Origin of the sequence: Sphingomonas sp. FUKUSWIS1 (assembly GCF_000733135.1) — a bacterium.
Lineage (GTDB): Bacteria > Pseudomonadota > Alphaproteobacteria > Sphingomonadales > Sphingomonadaceae > Sphingomonas > Sphingomonas aerolata.
Genome location: NZ_JPJC01000059.1, coordinates 30,430 through 45,233 on the forward strand (window position 1 = coordinate 30,430; position 14,804 = coordinate 45,233).

A 14,804-nucleotide genomic window follows, 5' to 3' on the forward strand; every position below is an offset into this window, starting at 1 on the left:
CGCAACGCTGGGCACCTATGAGGTCCGCTTCGTGCTCGAGGCGGAGGCGGCGCGGCTGGCGGCGCAGCGACGCTCGGACGAACAGCTCGCGGCGATCGAGCAGGCGCTGGAGGCGTTGCGCGCGGCGCTGCTGTCGAACGCCCCGGCGCATGACGAGGACTGGCTGCTCCACCGCGCGATCGTCGAGGCGACCGCCAACGCGGCGTTCCTGCCGGTGTTCGAGCATCTCCAGGATGCCGTGATGCGGATCCTGCGCGCCGGCGTGGACATATCGCGGTCGCGCGCGCCAGAGGTGATCGGCGCGATGATGGACGAGCATGACGCGATCGTCGAGGCGATCCGGGCGCAGGATGCCGACGGTGCCGCGCTGGCGATGCGGTGGCATTTGTCGCAGGGCCGCAAGCGTCTCATGCCCTGATTGCACTCCGAACGTTGCGACGATGGTCGTAGATGTTCCCCCCGCCGGTCCACGATAGGATCGCCGCATAACGGATTGCGGACCCGGACCGGACAGACGGCCTGGGCCATGACCGAAAGGGGATGGGATCATGGCGAAGGCCAGGCACGACCGAGATTTTGCCGCACGCATCAGCGGCACCGCGACCGGGATGATGGTGTCGGCGATCGCGCTGATCGGGACACCCGTTCTCGCCCAGACCGCCCCCCCGGCCCCGCCCCCGACCGTGACGCCGGCGACGCCGCTTGCCGAGGACAGCCCGCCGCCGGCGTCCGCGGCCGACATCGTCGTCACCGGCACGCGCATCACCACCAGCGGGTTCAACGCGCCGACGCCGACGACCGTGATCGGCGAGGAGCAGATCCTCAAAAATGCCCAGCCGAATATCTTCAACGCGATCGCGCAGTTGCCGTCGCTGCAAGGCTCGACCGGTGCGGCGACCGGCACGTTCAGCACGTCAAGCGGGACGCAGGGGCTCAGCTCGTTTTCGCTGCGGGGTCTCGGACCGATCCGGACGCTGACGCTGCTCGACGGGCAACGCGTCGTCGGCGCGAACGTGACGGGCGTTCCGGACATCAGCATGTTCCCGCAACTGCTCGTCAAGCGCGTCGACGTGGTCACAGGCGGTGCGTCCGCTTCTTACGGCTCGGACGCGGTCGGCGGCGTGGTCAACTTCATCACCGACACGCGGTTCACCGGGTTCAAGGGCAATATCCAGGGCGGCATCACCAATTACGGCGACGATCAGCAGGCGCTGGTCCAGGCGGCGTTCGGCAAATCGCTGTTCAATGACCGGCTGCACCTGATCGTCAGCGCCGAATATGATCATGAGGACGGCGTCGGGCCCGGCGATTTCGGCACCGATCTCGCCAAGGGGCGCGACTGGTACCGCGCGACGACGCTGGTCAATACGGGCCAGGCGAATAACGGCCTGCCGCAGTTCAACTATCGCGACTATGCGCAGCCCTATCAATATGCGCGGTTCGGGCTGATCAACAACGGCCCGCTACAGGGGATCGCGTTCGACCAGAACGGTTCGCCGTTCAACTTCAACTATGGATCGAACGGACGCCCGACCGGGACGGGTGGCGTGACCGGCTGCTTCCCAGGCAACAGCTTCTGCGTCGGCGGCGACCTGTCGGGTGCACCCGGCTCGGGCGCATCGCTCAAATCCTCGCTCGAACGCCTCAACGGCTTTACCCGCGTCGGTTTCGACTTTGCCGAGAACAACGAAGCCTATGTCACCGTCAACCTCGCGCAGGTGAAGACCAGCAACCAGCCGAGCCCGGGCTATAATCGCCCCAGTCTGACCGTGCAGTGCGCCAATCCGTATCTGCCGCAGCTGATCCGCGATCGCTGTGCGACCGCCGGGATCACGCAGTTCGGCTTCGGCACCAGCAACGGCAATTTCCCCGATCCGCTGGTGCAGACCGACCGCCGCCAATACCGGTTCGTGGGAGGGCTTAAGGGGCGGTTCGATCTGGCCGGCACCGACTGGAATTATGACGGCTATTACGAACATGGCATCACGATCGCGCATATCGATGTCGAGAACACCGTGTTGCAGAACCGCTATGTCGCGGCTGCCAACGCGATCACGCTGAACGGCGCGATCGTCTGCGCCGACGCCGCCGCTCGCGCTGCCGGGTGTCAGCCGATCAACATCTTCGGCGGGTCGCCGCCCTCCGCCGCAGCGCTCGCCTATGTCACGCCGGTCAACGGACCGATGCAGCGGACCAAGCTGACGCAGGACGTCGCCAGCCTGAACTTTTCAGGCGAGCCGCTCGGCCTGTGGGCGGGGCCGCTCGCGGTCGCGTTCGGCGGCGAATATCGGCGGGAATATTACCGCGTCCACGGCGATCCCTATGGCGCCGGCGTCACTGCGCTCAGCCCCAACAGCGCCGACTATCCCGCGGACCCGCTGCTCAACTCGACTTTGGGCAGCAACTGGGCGGCGGGCAACTACAAGAACGGTGGCGGCAAATACGAGGTCTATGAAGGCTTTCTCGAGCTGAACCTGCCGCTGTTCAAGGGCGATGCAATCGGTCGCGCGAACCTGAACGGTGCGGGTCGCGTCACGCATTACAGCACGTCGGGGACGATCTGGGCGTGGAAGATCGGCGGCACCTGGGAGACGCCGCTCGACGGCATCCGCCTGCGCGCGGTGACGTCGCGCGACGTCCGCGCACCCAATTTGTCCGAACTGTTCGCCGCGCCGACCGTCACGACGCTGCCCAACTTCACCAACCCCTTCCCCCCCGGCGGCGGCGTCCAGGCGTTCCAGAACACCATCGGCAATCCGGACCTGAAGCCCGAGATCGCGCGCAATACCGAGGCCGGCATCGTCCTGTCGCACCCGTCCTGGCTGCCCGGGCTCGGCCTGTCGTTCGACTATTACAGCATCAAGCTCGACGGCGTGATCTCGACGCTGTCGGCCGACCAGATCGTGCGCTTCTGCTTCGAGGGCAATCAGGCGTTCTGCGGCGGCTTCGTGCTGAACAGCCCGACCCAGGGCGGCAATTTCATCAACGTCCAGCCATTCAACCTCGCCTCGTGGAAGACCAGCGGGTTCGACATCGAAGCGAGCTACCAGTGGAAGCGGCCGCTCGGCCTGCCGGGCAATTTCACCCTCCGCGCGCTCGGCACCAATGTCCGCGAGTTCCTTGTGAAGGCGGGCATCGCCGGCGTCGCGACGGTCGACCAGGCGGGCGCCAACAATGGGGCGACGCCCGACTGGAAATGGCTCGCCACGCAGAGCTACGACAATGACCTCTTCAGCCTGACGTTGCAGGAACGCTGGTTCTCCGACGGCAATTTCGGCAGCCAGTATGTCGTGTGCACGACCGCCTGCCCCGCTTCGACCGCCAATAACCCGACGATCGATTACAACACGATGAAGGGCGCCTTCTATGTCGATCTCGGCGGGTCGGTGAACCTGTCCAAGCAGGTCAGCCTGTTCTTCAAGGTCGACAACCTGTTCGATCACGATCCCGAACCCGCGCCGCAGACCAATACCGGCCTCGACGTGAACCCCGCGCTCTACGACACGCTCGGCCGCATCTACCGGCTCGGCATGCGCGCCCGCTTCTAGACCAGGACCCGCACCCGACCCGGCTGGTCAGTCCTACCAGCTCGGCCGGGTCAGCGCGGTGATCGCGGAGGCGGGCAGCCGCCGGGTATCGCTCGCCAGCGTATAATGGTCGCGTTCGCCCGTTGCCGGCTGCGCCGCCGAGGCCGGTGCCGCCTGCCGGACCCCGCCGCCATCGACGACGAAGCGTTGCGCGTGCTGTGCGAGCAGCTGGACCTCCTGCGCGAGCTGCCGCGCCGCGGCGGACGTCTGCTCGACCATTGCCGCGTTCTTCTGCGTCGCCTGGTCCATGCTGCCGACCGCGGCGCTCACCTCGGTGATCGCGAGGGCCTGCGCCTGGTTGTCGGTCGCGATCTGCCGCGAAATATCCGCCGCTTCACGCCCCGAGGCGACGATCCCCGACAGCGCCTGATCGACCAGTTGCACCGCGTCGACCGCCGCACCGATATCGACCTGCGTCACGGTCAGCTGGTTGCGCGCGCGCTTGGCCTCTTCCTCCGCGCGCATCGCCAGCGCGGACACCAGATCGGCGACCACCGCAAAGCCACGTCCGGCATCGCCCGCGCGTCCCGCCTCGACCGCCGCGTTCATCGCCAGGACGCGGGTCTGGAACGCGATCTTGTCGAGTCCCTCGATGACGCTGTCGATCCCCTTTGCGCTATCGCTGACGCGCTCCATCGCCTGGACCGCCGTGTCGGTCTTGTGGCGTCCATGATCGAGCGCGCTCAGCGCCTGCTCGGACGTCGCCACCGACCGCGTCGCGCCCTGCGCGGTATCCTTCAGGCGATTGTCCATCTGATGGATCGCCGCCGACGTCTCCTCCAGGCTCGCCGCGGTGCTCTCGGTTCGCCGCGCCAGATCCTCGGACGCCTGCGCAATCTCGCCCGAGCCGATCTGGATCCTGGAGGCGCCCTGCGCGACCGAGCGGATCAGGTCGCGCAAGCTGGCAAGCGCGATATTGAAGTTCGCTTTCAGGTCCTCGTAGATCGCCGGATAGTCCTCGGTGATGTCGACAGTCAGATTGCCCTCGGCCACCTGCTTGAAATTCTGCGCCATGCGGTTGACCACATCGGCGTTGCGTGACGCCTCGACGTTCAGCGCAATCTGCACCCGCGCATTCTCCTGGAACGTTCCCATCGCCTTGGTCATGCGGCCGACGCAGTCGCGAAAGTTCGTGAACTCGATCGGGCTTTCGAGATCACCCGCGGCCAGCGCCTCCATGCGAACGACGGTGGTGACATAGGGCACCGCGATCATTTCGCGATACGTATAGCCAAGCCCAACCGCAATCAGCGTTGCCGCGACGCCCGCGCCGATCAGCGCGGTGCCCTTAAGGACCAATCCCGCAATTGCGGTGCAGGCGACCAGAATGACGAAACTGGAAAAGGCGATCAACAGTTTCAGGCGGATAGGCGCGTCGGCTTTGAACCATAGCATTCGGGTTATCCTTTGGGAGAGATCGAGCGGGAAAATGGCGCGCGGGACGGCGGCGTCACGGAGCCCCTGGGATGGATGGCGCGGTCGTCGCACACGGTGTTGCGGCCGGCTTCCTTGGCCCGGTAGAGCGCACGGTCCGCGCGCTCGACGAGATCATCGGCGAGGACGTCGGTGCTGCGGTGATCCCGGCTAAGCGATGCGTGACCCACGCTGACGGTCAGCACCGGGCGTGTTCCGTCCTGATGGTCGACGCGCAACGTCTCGACCGCCGCACGGATCGTTTCCGCCGCGGTCGCCGCAACATCGGCACCGGCACTGGGCAGCAGCACCGCGAATTCCTCGCCGCCGAAACGCGCGACCAGATCATTGGCGCGCCGCACCGCTGACCGGATGGCGGTCGCGACGATCCGCAGGCACGCATCGCCCTGCTGATGACCATGATTATCGTTGAACCGCTTGAAATGATCGATGTCGATGAGGATCAGCGACAGGTCGTCACCCGACCGGATCGCGCGGCGTACCTCCTCCGCCAGCGTCCGGTTGAACCGTCGCCGATTGGCGAGCTGGGTCAGCGCGTCGCTGAACGCGTGATGCGCGTTTTCGAGGCGCAGCTCGACCGATTCGGTGATGTCGGTCGCGATCTTGACGATCCGTGTCGGCTTGCCGCACGCGTCAAGGATGGGGTTGTAGCTGGCCTGCAGCCAGATCGGCCGCCCGTCCCGCCCGATCCGGCGGAATTCGGAGCGTATGAACTCCCCCTCGCGCAGCCGTTCCCAGAACCGCTCATAACTGGGATCACAGGCGTCCTCGGGGGTCACGAACATGCGGTGATGCCGACCGCGAATGTCGGTCTCGGTATAGCCGGTAATTGCGAGATAGAGCGGATTGGCGGACAGGATCGTCCCGTCGAGCGCGAATTCGATCATCGCGGTCGATCGCGAGATCGCCTCGAGCATCTTGATTTTGTCCGCGGCGTGCTGATGCTCATGCGTGATATCGTTGGCGAGCTTGAACACGCGCTGCGGGACGCCGTTGCTGTCCAGCACGGGCATATAGGTCGCCTGCAACCAGACTTCGCGACCATCCTTGGCGACGCTGCCGAACTCGGTCTGGATCAGACGCCCCTTGCGCAGCGTGTTCCAGACGGTCGCATAGTCCGCCGTCCCCGCCGCGGTCAGCCGGACGAAGCTGCTGTGATGGCCGCCGATCAGGTCCTGCGCCTCGCGACCGAAGATGCGCAGATAGCGATCATTGACCGCCAGCACCTCGCCTTCCATCGAGAATTGCACCGTCGGGATCGACCGCGCCAGCGCGTCGACGACGAACGGGGCGTTCGCCATATCCCATCTGCCGCCGTCGTCCGCGACGTTGATCATCGTATCCATGCCGAAACTCTCGGAGTGACGGGCGTGCAACGACACGTCCGGCCTCCATTATAGGCCGGCACCATAGTGCCCCGGGCGCATCGGCGCTTTTTTGGCGCGGTCCGGACGACGAACCGCGCGGCCTAGCGCGAGACGGCGCGCCCGGCGATCAGGTACAGGATACAGCCAGACCCGACGAGCATGCCGGGCAGGAACAGCATCGCCGCGGCGATATGCGGCATATCCCGGTAGAGAAGATAATGCGGCCGGTCGGACACATAGATGCTCAACCCGCAGACGATCAGCGCGGTCGCGAGGCAGATCATGGCAAGCGAAACCTTGGGACCAGCGTCCCCGACATGCTCCTCGTCATGCTTCGACGGCCGCATCAGGATCACTGACAGGGCATAGGTTGCGGATATTCCAACGATAATTCCGACGACAAGTATCGTCACCGGTCGGTCAAGTATAAGCGAGCATGCCAATATGAATCCAAGCGGGATCATTAGACCAAGCGCAAGCCCGAGCGCCATTGTAAGGAATCTCAATGTTCCGCTTTCATGATCAAAGGCCGCTCTCATGGCTGTCCTAATCTCTCCTTGCGCAGGACTTGCCACATTTGCCGTCTTTTCGCTCATGATTTAGATCATCTTGTACGAATAACTTGAAATTTGCTGATCTGGATCATTGCGGTGAAGGTGAAGACTTTCGGACTGCAATCGGTTGCATACTCAGCGCCAGCCGTTGCTGTGACCGGTCGGGCGATCCCGACGCCGGGACATGGCCGGCGCCTGCGCCGCGATCGCCAATGGTCAGTGCACAGGCTTGCACCAGCGGCACGCCTCGGCTATGCGCGCCAGCTTCCAACATCTGATGATGGAACCTGCGGGAGACGCGCGTCGAGCGTGCGTCGTTCGTACCGCTAGACTCGAAACCGGGCCGTACGCGCTTATGCGGGCGGCCCCTATCAAGAGAGTGACATGGCTAAAAAGATTACCGGATACATCAAGCTGCAGGTCCCTGCAGGCGAGGCAAAGCCCGCGCCGCCGATCGGGCCTGCGCTGGGTCAGCGCGGCGTGAACATCATGGAGTTCTGCAAGGCGTTCAACGCCGGCACGAGCGAACTGAAGAAGGGCATGCCGATCCCGACCGTCATCACGGTCTATGCGGATCGCTCGTTCTCGTTCGAGACGAAGACCCCGCCGGCATCGTACCTGATCAAGGAGGCCGCCGGTCTCAAGTCGGGTTCGAAGGAGCCGGGCAAGGTCGTCGCTGGCAAGATCAAGCGCTCGCAGCTGAGCGAGATCGCCACGACGAAGATGAAGGACCTCAACGCCAACGATATCGACGCTGCGACGAAGATCATCGAAGGCAGCGCCCGCGCAATGGGCCTCGAAGTGGTGGAGGGCTGATATCATGGCAAAGCTGACCAAGAAGCAGAAGGCCGTCACGGTCGACACCGTCAAGCTTCACGCAATTGACGAAGCGATCGCGCTCGCACGCTCGGGCGCCACGTCGAAGTTCGACGAGACGATCGAAGTCGCGCTGAACCTGGGCGTCGATCCGCGTCACGCAGACCAGATGGTCCGCGGCGTGGTGACGCTGCCCAAGGGCACCGGCAAGACCGTCCGCGTCGGCGTGTTCGCCCGCGGCGCGAAGGCTGAAGAGGCTCTCGCAGCAGGCGCAGACGTCGTCGGCGCGGAAGACCTGATGGAGACCATCCAGGGTGGCACGATCGATTTCGATCGCTGCATCGCGACCCCGGACATGATGGGCATCGTCGGTCGTCTCGGTAAGGTGCTGGGCCCCAAGGGCCTGATGCCGAACCCGAAGCTCGGCACGGTGACGATGAACGTCGCGCAGGCGGTCAAGGACGCCAAGGGCGGCCAGATCGAATATCGCGTCGAGAAGGCCGGCATCATCCACTCGGGCATCGGCAAGGCGTCGTTCCCGGCAGAAGACCTGCGCGCGAACTTCGATGCGCTGGTCGACGCCGTGGTCAAGGCCAAGCCGTCGGGCGCGAAGGGCAAGTATGTCCGCAAGATTGCGGTTTCGAGCACCATGGGTGCCGGGATCAAGGTCGACACGACGGAAGTCGCCGGCGCCTGATCGGCGTTCGCGCTTTTGAGTGTTAGGAAAGGGGCCGGGAGAGCGATCTCCCGGCCCTTTCTGCGTCAGGGCCGCCTGATGCGCTCAGGTCGCATCGGCTGGAAAGTCCTCACCCAGGCTGATGTCGCGCGCCGCTTCAATCGCGGCCAGCCGTTCGCGCAGCTTTGCGGTCACGGCCTCATAGCCGAATGCGCCGAGCACCAGATGGCGCGGCGGCACGTCCTGGCTGACCGCGGCGATGATCGCCTCGCCTGCCCGGACCGGATCCCCGGCCTGCGTCCCGCTGACGTCCTTCGTTCCCGCCATCCGCGCGCCCGCGGTATCGGCATAATCGGCAATCTGGCTTGGCGTCTGGCGGAGTGATCGCCCCGCCCAGTCGGTGCGGAACGGCCCCGGCTCGACACAGGTCACGCCGATGCCGAGTGGCCCGACCTCGGCAAGCAGCGCGTCGGACCAGCCCTCGACCGCATGTTTCGATGCTGCATAATAACCCGATCCCGGAAACCCGATGAGCCCGGCGACCGAGGTGAAGTTGACGATGTTGCCGCTGCCCTGCGCGCGCATGATCGGCAGGACCGCGCGGGTGATCGCGAACAGCCCGAACACATTGGTGTCGAACTGGGCACGGATCTCGGCCTCGTCCCCCTCTTCGGCGGTCGCCTGATAGCCATAGCCCGCATTGTTCACGAGCACGTCGATCTGGCCGAACTTGGCCTTGGCCGCTGCGACCGCCGCCTCGACCTGCGCCTGATCGTTGACGTCGAGCGCGAGGGCGAGCGCGATGTCGTCATGGCCCTCGACAAGGTCGGCGACCCGGTCTGCATCGCGCGCGGTGACGACGGCGCGCCACCCGCGATCGAGCACCAGCCTCGCGAGATCGCGGCCGAAGCCGGTGGAGCAGCCCGTGATGAACCAGACGGGCGATGCGGGGAGAGTCATGGACGAACCTTTCCGGATACGCTGGATATGCGTTCGCAGGAGGTAACGCCGAAAGCCGGGGACGGGTCCGTTATGCGACCCGCCCCCTGCCCTGCTTACAGCCCGATGATACCGCCATCGTTCTTGGTGATGACGATCGTCGACGAACGCGGACGCGACGGGGTCGCGACCGCGCCGGCCTGGTTCGCGGGCCAGCTGCTGGTGATGTTGGTGGGACCACCATTCTCGCCGGGATGCTGGATGTTGACGAACAGCGAGCGGCCATCCGGGGTCGAGTGGATGCCGGTGATCTCGCATTCCTTCGGCCCGACCAGGAAGCGCCGCAGCGTCGTGGCCGGTGCCTTGCCGATCCGCGTCGTGACCGTGTTGCTGGTCCCGCCGAGCGTGCTCGTCACGGCGCGCGTACCTCCGTCGCCGACGCGGCCCGGGATTGCCGCGAGCAGCATGCAGTTGGTGACGTCGGTATAGGCGCCGTCATCGGTCTCGATCCACATCACCGGGGTGACATTGCCGGTCGGATTGCTCGGCAGGCCGAACCACAGGCCATCGGGCGACGAGAAGTCGTTGGTCGCGTCGAGCCCCGACAGGTTGATGTTGGTCGCATCGAGATCGCTGCCCGCACCGAATGCGTAGATGTCCCACGTAAAGGCGGTCGCCTCCGACGTGTCGCCGGTCTCGCGCAGACGGATGACATGGCCGTTGGCGTTGCCCGTGGTCTGGCCACCGGTGGTCTTGGGATCGGTATAGGCGCGCGGGTTCGACGCATCGACATTCGCCGCGGTGCGCGACGAGTTGTTGGTCAGCGTGCAGTACATCTCGCCCGTCGCCGGGTTCACCGCGGTCCATTCGGGTCGATCCATCTTGGTCGCGCCCAGGACATCGCCCGCCAGACGCGCATTGATCAGCACATCGGCCTGATCCGCAAAGGGATAGGTCGTATTGGCGCTGGTCAGCGGCCCCTGCCCGAACACGAGCGGCAGCCACTGGCCCGAACCGTCGGCGTTGAGCTTGGCGACATAGAGCGTGCCCGAGTCGAGATATTTGTCGCCGATCGCGAGCCGGTTGGTCGCGGTCGCGTCTGCCGCCGACCAGGGCGTGGCGGACACGAACTTGTAGATATATTCGTTCTGCGCATCGTCGCCCATGTAGAAGGCCGGCTTGACGCCCGCGATCGTCCGGCCGATCTCGCAACCCTCATGGTTCATGCGGCCGAGCGCGGTGCGCTTGCGCGGGGTTGAGGCGGGATCGAACGGATCGATCTCGACCACCCAGCCATATTGGAACGCCTCGTTGCGGAAATCGCCGGTGGCATCGGTCGCGGCGGTCGTGGTGACGTTCCAGCGCGCATAGAGCGTGTTGGCGGAATCGGCCGGCACGACCGAGGCCCAGCCGTAATTGCCGTTGAAGGTGGTGGCGTTGGCGGTCTCGCGGATGCCGTAGCGGGCGAGCGAGACATTCTGCTTGGCGGTCGACCCGCCCCGCGCGGCGACGTCACCGAACTGGCGACGGAAATAGCCCGCCCAATTCTCCTCGTTGGTCAGATAGGTGTGCCACGGCATCGTGCCGTTCGCGCAATTGTTGATCGTCCCGCGGCCCGCTGTGCCGTCGGTCGAATAGCGCGTCCTGAGCAGCGCATTGCCGCGGACCGGACCACTGAAGCTCATCGGCGTCAGCGGCGTGATACGGCGGTTGAGCGCCGAGGCCGGGACATAGCTCCAGGCGGTGGCCGACCGGCTGATCTCGATCACCGAGACGCCGTGGCATTCCATCTCCTTCAGCGCCTCGGACTCGGGGCGGACACCGCCCGCACCGATCGCGCCGCCAGTGCTGGTCGCGCCATTGGGGTGCAGATAGGCCTGGGTGATATTCTCGTGATTGAGCACGAGCAGGCCGCGCGTGTTGCCGTTGGCGTCGGGGGTGCTGCCGGTCGCGGCCAGCCCGAAATAGCTCATGCCGTCATGATGGTCGCCCGCACGGCGTGCGAAGTTCGTGTCGCTGCCGTCATTGGCATAGGCGCCGACGCCGCTCGCGATCGGGTCGCCCAGGCGGTAGAGCACGGTGACGCTGTAGCCGGCCGGCACCGAGACGACGTCGGCAAGGCTCTTGGGAACCGCGGTGAAGTCGAGCCGCGCCGGGCTGACGGGGACGCTGGTCGAGGTCTCGCTGCGGATGCCGTCGGTGCTGGTGCCGGTGAAGGTGAAGGTGAGCGTGGTGTCGGCAGCGACGCTGGGTGCGGTGAAGGTTGCGGTTGCGGTGTTCGCGTTGGCGAGCGTCACGGCCGGGCCGCCGGTCTGGGCCCAGGCGACACCCGTCGCGCTGCCCGACGCTACCGTGCCCGTCAGCGTGACCGTCTTGCCTGCCGAGGTCGCGCCCGATGCACCAGCCTGCACGGTGACCGCACGCCGCGGGTCATCCTCGTCGCAACCCGCGAGCAGCATGCCGCCGAACACCGCGGCGGTCGCGGCGGACAGGCCCCCCATCAGCGTCTGGCGACGCGAATAGCGCACCGCGATCAGATCGTTCAGATGCGGATTGGCGCTGGTGTTCGTGTCGATATCGCCATCGTGATAGGCCATCGTCATGTTCGTCGGAATTTTCATACGTCCCCCCGGATCGGCCGATCTGACCGCTGCGGGGAGCTTTGGCCGGGTAAAGCGGCAGTGCGGTGAAGGAACGGAGACACCTTCGCGTCAGTCGCGTGACGGTTCCGCGACAGGCACCGGACCGCATCTGGGCGATTGACTTCGCGACCGATTCCGCTATGCGGCGGCTTCGTTCGGCGGGTCCGCCTGCCGAACTCCGTCCGAGACAGTGGGTGCACCGGGTTTGCCGGCGCTTAATCTCCCACCTAGACGGGGAATGAGATTTTGCGGAGCGCTCCGGCGCCTGCCCTCTCCCATGCCCCATCGACGAGACACCCGGAAGCGCGGGCTTGTCTGCGCCTCCGGTTAGTAACCGGGTCCACCGTGCAAATGGTGAACCTGAAAACGTGGAGAATGGCATGGATCGTGATCAAAAGACCGCGGCCGTAGCCGAGCTGAACCGCACCTTCTCCGAGGTCGGCGTCGTCGTTGTGACGCGCAACCTCGGCCTGACCGTCGCACAGTCCACTGTGCTGCGGAACAAGATGCGCGACGCCGGCGCGACCTACAAGGTCTCGAAGAACAAGCTTGCCAAGATCGCAATGGACGGCACCGACTACAGCTCGCTGGGCGACATGCTCACGGGTCCGGTCGGTCTGGCCAGCTCCATCGATCCCGTCGCGGCCGCCAAGGTGGCCGTGGAATTCGCGAAGACGAACGACAAGTTCGAAATCGTGGGTGGGGCGATGGGCGCGACGACCCTCGACGTCGACGGTGTGAAGGCGCTCGCAACGCTGCCCTCGCTGGATGAACTGCGTGCCAAGATCCTCGGCCTCATCGTGGCACCTGCCACGAAGCTGGCGACGATCACGCAGGCTCCGGCAGCGCAGCTCGCGCGCGTGCTTTCCGCCTACGCGGAGAAGGAAGCCGCCTGATCTTGCAGGCTCTTTCGTTACTTTTTGAACTGATGGGGCACATGCCCCGAGATGGAGATTTATCATGGCAGACCTGAACGCGCTCGTTGAGAGCCTGAGCGAACTGACCGTTCTCGAAGCAGCTGAGCTTTCGAAGCTGCTCGAAGAGAAGTGGGGCGTTTCGGCCGCAGCAGCGGTCGCAGCACCGGCAGCTGGCGGCGGCGCAGCCGCACCGGCCGCTGAAGAGCAGACCGAATTCGACGTCATCCTGACCGGCGACGGTGGCAAGAAGATCAACGTCATCAAGGAAGTCCGCGCGATCACGTCGCTCGGCCTGACCGAAGCCAAGACGCTGGTCGAGTCGGCTCCCAAGGCCGTCAAGGAAGGCGTGTCGAAGGACGAAGCCGCCAAGATCAAGGCACAGCTCGAAGCAGCTGGCGCGACCGTCGAGGTCAAGTAAGCCGCAGCGGGAGAGACGCTTCAGCCACGCTGAAGCGCACTCCCCGCAAGGCCGGCCGGCGGCATTCATGCCGACCGACGAAGCAGGGGCCCTGCCCCTGCTGGCCGCAGCAAAAAAAGGGCGGCCCCAGCGATGGGGTCGCCCTTTTTTCGTGCCTGATAGAACGCAACCGGGCCGGGTCGATGCAACCCGGCCCGTCGTCTGAGCGGCTAGACTTCGATCGCAGGCGCATGGGGCCGCGCGGCGATCCCGTCATACATGCGCGCGGGGATATCGAGCCAGAACGGCGCAAGCTTGGCCGAGTCGACCCGCTCCACACCGATTGCCCAGGCGCGCGCGGTCTGACCGGCGATCGTCCCGCTGGCATAGCGGATGTTGACCGCGACGATCGGCACGAACATCGGCCGGTCGGCCGCGGTCATGCTGTGGATCGCCTCACGCGACATGGCCGAGACCGTGCGGATCGTGCGCGACTCTCCCGACGCGAGCGTGAACGGCGCAGTCGCCGGACGCGGGACCTGACCCGCATTCACCGCCGTCAGATCGGCGTCCTGGCCGGCATGCGCGCTCAGCAGGACCGCCTGGACGCGGATTGCCTCCGCGATGCCCGCACCGACATTCGTCACCACGAGCTCACACTCGGCCGTCGCGCTGAGCAGGTTCAACCCAGCACGAAGCGGGCGCAGCTCGACCGACAGACGCGCCCGCTCCGGCTCGCGCGCGCGCCGGTCGAGAAATTGCGGGGTTGCCGCCGTCGCGAGCTCAGGCGGGGACGGCGGTGCGATCGCCGGGGTCGGCGTCACCACCCGCGCGGGGCTCGGCGGGACCGGCGCCGGCGTGGGTAGCGGGGGAAGCGGCCTTGCTGGCGGTGCCTCGGCTTCCGTCAGCGGTTCGGGCTCGTGATAGTCCAGCCGATCATGCCGTTTACGCGGCCCCCTGCGCAGCAACCACAGCGCGATGACGACGATCGGGATGACCGCCAGCCAGAGCCAGAACGGCATCGCCCTGCCCTGCTCCGGCGCAGCGATCGTGCGCTCGACGGGGGCGGAGGACGGCGCGACGGCGGGGGCGACTTCGGGGCTCGCGGTGGTTGCCGGAATGGCTGGGGCCGGTGTGGTCAGCGCCGGGGTGACGGTCGATGGGGGTGCCGGATCTGTCCGAACGTCCGCCGCGTCGCGCGGTGCGGCGGACGGCACGGCCTCCGCTGCACGTCGGGACGTCGTATCGGCATCGACCCGCGCGGCTCGCGGCGTATCGGGCTCTGCACTGCGTGTCGCCGGCGCCCGCGCGGGGGTACGGCTGCGCGGCGCAGCCTCTGCAGTGGTCGCAGCCGGCAGAACCAGTCGCGGCGTATCGGGTACGGGAACCGCTGCCGTCCCCGTGTCGCGGGCCTGAAGCGGCTCGAGCCCGCGAACCGCCCCGGCGGGCGCCGGTGGGGTCGACTGCTGCGACGC

12 protein-coding genes are annotated in these 14,804 nt (G+C 66.0%); 6 read left to right on the forward strand and 6 right to left on the reverse strand.

Annotated features, from left to right (window positions below; all coding sequences use genetic code 11):
- A partial coding sequence (locus sphsw_RS04845; protein WP_031439621.1) for a FadR/GntR family transcriptional regulator occupies positions 1-418 on the forward strand: 418 nt, incomplete at its 5' end.
- A gap of 130 nt (positions 419-548) precedes the next feature.
- Positions 549-3,548, forward strand: coding sequence for a TonB-dependent receptor plug domain-containing protein (locus sphsw_RS04850; protein ID WP_042466586.1), 3,000 nt, complete (start codon positions 549-551; stop codon positions 3,546-3,548).
- Positions 3,549-3,581: 33 nt separating this feature from the next.
- Here sphsw_RS04850 and sphsw_RS04855 read toward each other — a convergent pair whose 3' ends face one another.
- From sphsw_RS04855 to sphsw_RS19655, 3 genes are all read right to left on the reverse strand, one after another.
- The gene (locus tag sphsw_RS04855) at positions 3,582-4,982 is read right to left on the reverse strand and encodes a methyl-accepting chemotaxis protein (protein ID WP_081874137.1); all 1,401 of its coding nucleotides are present in this window, start codon (positions 4,980-4,982) and stop codon (positions 3,582-3,584) included.
- A gap of 5 nt (positions 4,983-4,987) precedes the next feature.
- On the reverse strand, positions 4,988-6,367 hold the full coding sequence (locus sphsw_RS18270) for a sensor domain-containing diguanylate cyclase (protein WP_052380847.1): 1,380 nt from the start codon (positions 6,365-6,367) through the stop codon (positions 4,988-4,990).
- Positions 6,368-6,489: 122 nt separating this feature from the next.
- On the reverse strand, positions 6,490-6,984 hold the full coding sequence (locus sphsw_RS19655) for a hypothetical protein (RefSeq protein WP_160172606.1): 495 nt from the start codon (positions 6,982-6,984) through the stop codon (positions 6,490-6,492).
- A gap of 342 nt (positions 6,985-7,326) precedes the next feature.
- Here sphsw_RS19655 and rplK point away from each other — a divergent pair, with 342 nt between their 5' ends.
- Together rplK and rplA are read left to right on the forward strand one after the other, a co-directional pair.
- Positions 7,327-7,758, forward strand: coding sequence for a 50S ribosomal protein L11 (gene rplK, locus sphsw_RS04870; RefSeq protein ID WP_031392847.1), 432 nt, complete (start codon positions 7,327-7,329; stop codon positions 7,756-7,758).
- 4 nt (positions 7,759-7,762) lie between these two features.
- Positions 7,763-8,455, forward strand: coding sequence for a 50S ribosomal protein L1 (gene rplA / locus sphsw_RS04875; RefSeq protein ID WP_031439626.1), 693 nt, complete (start codon positions 7,763-7,765; stop codon positions 8,453-8,455).
- Between the two features lie 84 nt (positions 8,456-8,539).
- Here rplA and sphsw_RS04880 read toward each other — a convergent pair whose 3' ends face one another.
- Together sphsw_RS04880 and sphsw_RS04885 are read right to left on the reverse strand one after the other, a co-directional pair.
- Positions 8,540-9,394 (reverse strand): oxidoreductase, encoded by an 855-nt coding sequence (locus sphsw_RS04880; RefSeq protein WP_031439627.1) that lies wholly within the window; start codon positions 9,392-9,394, stop codon positions 8,540-8,542.
- 95 nt (positions 9,395-9,489) lie between these two features.
- On the reverse strand, positions 9,490-11,994 hold the full coding sequence (locus sphsw_RS04885; protein ID WP_031439628.1) for a PhoX family protein: 2,505 nt from the start codon (positions 11,992-11,994) through the stop codon (positions 9,490-9,492).
- Positions 11,995-12,395: 401 nt separating this feature from the next.
- Between sphsw_RS04885 and rplJ the strand changes: the two genes are divergently transcribed.
- Both rplJ and rplL read left to right on the forward strand, forming a co-directional pair.
- Positions 12,396-12,911, forward strand: a complete 516-nt coding sequence (rplJ, locus tag sphsw_RS04890; protein WP_031392843.1) for a 50S ribosomal protein L10 — start codon at positions 12,396-12,398, stop codon at positions 12,909-12,911.
- A 64-nt stretch (positions 12,912-12,975) separates the two neighbouring features.
- Complete coding sequence (rplL, locus tag sphsw_RS04895) at positions 12,976-13,350, forward strand: 50S ribosomal protein L7/L12 (protein WP_031392842.1); 375 nt, start codon at positions 12,976-12,978, stop codon at positions 13,348-13,350.
- 209 nt (positions 13,351-13,559) lie between these two features.
- Here the strand turns inward: rplL and sphsw_RS19660 are convergent.
- On the reverse strand, positions 13,560-14,804 hold a 1,245-nt coding region (locus sphsw_RS19660; protein ID WP_235188284.1), incomplete at its 5' end, for a hypothetical protein.

Excerpts from the sequence above, each read along its gene's own strand:
- rplJ (WP_031392843.1), top strand. The coding sequence starts at position 12,396 with ATGGATCGTGATCAAAAGACCGCGGCCGTAGCCGAGCTGAACCGCACC.
- sphsw_RS04855 (WP_081874137.1), bottom strand. The coding sequence starts at position 4,982 with ATGCTATGGTTCAAAGCCGACGCGCCTATCCGCCTGAAACTGTTGATC.
- sphsw_RS18270 (WP_052380847.1), bottom strand. The coding sequence starts at position 6,367 with ATGGATACGATGATCAACGTCGCGGACGACGGCGGCAGATGGGATATG.
- rplA (WP_031439626.1), top strand. The coding sequence starts at position 7,763 with ATGGCAAAGCTGACCAAGAAGCAGAAGGCCGTCACGGTCGACACCGTC.
- sphsw_RS04880 (WP_031439627.1), bottom strand. The coding sequence starts at position 9,394 with ATGACTCTCCCCGCATCGCCCGTCTGGTTCATCACGGGCTGCTCCACC.
- sphsw_RS04850 (WP_042466586.1), top strand. The coding sequence starts at position 549 with ATGGCGAAGGCCAGGCACGACCGAGATTTTGCCGCACGCATCAGCGGC.
- sphsw_RS19655 (WP_160172606.1), bottom strand. The coding sequence starts at position 6,984 with ATGAGCGAAAAGACGGCAAATGTGGCAAGTCCTGCGCAAGGAGAGATT.
- rplL (WP_031392842.1), top strand. The coding sequence starts at position 12,976 with ATGGCAGACCTGAACGCGCTCGTTGAGAGCCTGAGCGAACTGACCGTT.
- sphsw_RS04885 (WP_031439628.1), bottom strand. The coding sequence starts at position 11,994 with ATGAAAATTCCGACGAACATGACGATGGCCTATCACGATGGCGATATC.
- rplK (WP_031392847.1), top strand. The coding sequence starts at position 7,327 with ATGGCTAAAAAGATTACCGGATACATCAAGCTGCAGGTCCCTGCAGGC.